1 pseudogene is annotated in these 1,444 nt (G+C 60.0%); it reads right to left on the minus strand.

What is annotated here, in order from left to right:
* Positions 1-102 precede the first annotated feature (102 nt).
* Positions 103-1,381 (minus strand): annotated as a pseudogene (locus ACWGTI_RS32435) (IS701 family transposase).
* Positions 1,382-1,444 lie beyond the last annotated feature (63 nt).

Genomic DNA, 1,444 nt, shown 5'->3' on the forward strand with positions numbered 1-1,444 from the left:
CACTACTTTGGCAGTTTAGGTTTGATGGCGTCTGCGAGCAGCTTCTCACAGTGAGGACATCTGCGGGGTGGCGGCCGCGTGAAGAGGTCAAGAATGGCTTGTCTAACAGCTGGCATGCTCGGTTGTGGCGGTGGTCCGCCGACTCTTTTTTTTCCGTCCCGCTGCTTTGAGGCGGCGGGCTTGGAGAAAGGCGTAGGCGATCATGGTCATCAAGGCGTGTCGATGTAATCCAGTCCATGATCGGCCTTCGAAGTGGTCGAGGCCGAGTTCCTCCTTCAATTGCTGATGTGCCTGCTCACAGACCCACCTCGCCTTGATCGTGGCGGCGAGCATCTTGAGGCTCGCATCGGCCGGTAAGTTCGACACATAGTATTTTTGCTCGCCAGTCGACCGGCGTTCGCCGACGAGCCAGACCTCCTCGCCTGGCATGCATTGCATGCGATTGTCGAGCATGCGGTGCTTATGACCATCCGCAACGCGGACACGTCGAGCCGCAAACAAGCATGTCAGCCGACCTTTAGTGCCGCGCCGCCAGCTTATCTTGTGCCATCTCTCACCAGACAGCATCACCTCGGCAGAGACCGGCGGCTGGTCCGGGATGTGATATTGGCGGCGCCTGCCGGTGGTCGCGACCGGGAAGATCAGATCAACATCGGCCGGATAGACGTTTTGGCGCCGCGATAGTCCTACCGCCCACAGCAGACCGCGCTCACTCAAAGCCTGACGAAAAGAGCTGCTCGACCCGTAGCCCGCGTCGGCAAGCACACAGCCGAAACGCGCGCCGGAGGCGATGACACGATCGATCTCTTCGATGGCGATCTCCGGCTTTGTCAGAGCGACCTGTCGATCCTTCGGGACGCGCGCCCGCATCATCCGCTCGGGATCATTCGTCCAGGTCTCGGGCAGGAAGAGCCGAAGGCCCACCATCACCGGCACTTCGCGCGAGGCCAGGGTCATCGACACCAGTGACTGGCAATTGGACGTCTTGCCAAGCGACGATGCGTATTGAGGCGCGACACCAACCGAATGTTGTCCCTTCTTCGGTAACGCTGTGTCGTCAATGACGAGAAAACCCGCCTCATCGCCGACCAGGCGATCTGCCTCCTTCAGCAGGGCGGCCTCGAGCGGAGCGCTGTCCCAAACCCCTGCCGCGACAAAATGATGAAGCTGATCGTAGCCGACATCGCCCGCTCGCGCGGCCATCGGTTGTACGCTCTTACGGTCGCCCGGCCCGATCAGACCAGCAATGTACAGCGGACACATCCGGCGCCGAGCTGGATGCGAAAGACCTGCCAAAAACGGTTGAAGCCAGTGCTCGAGATCGGCTTGCCAGTCCACATCCATTGATCGGCCCTCCACAAGCCGACCTCCTATGAATCACGCAAACTCTCTCTTGGGAATTCCAAAAACTCGCCCGCCGCTAAAAACCTGCCAAAGTAGTGCT

The organism is Mesorhizobium sp. ArgA1 (assembly GCF_053714375.1).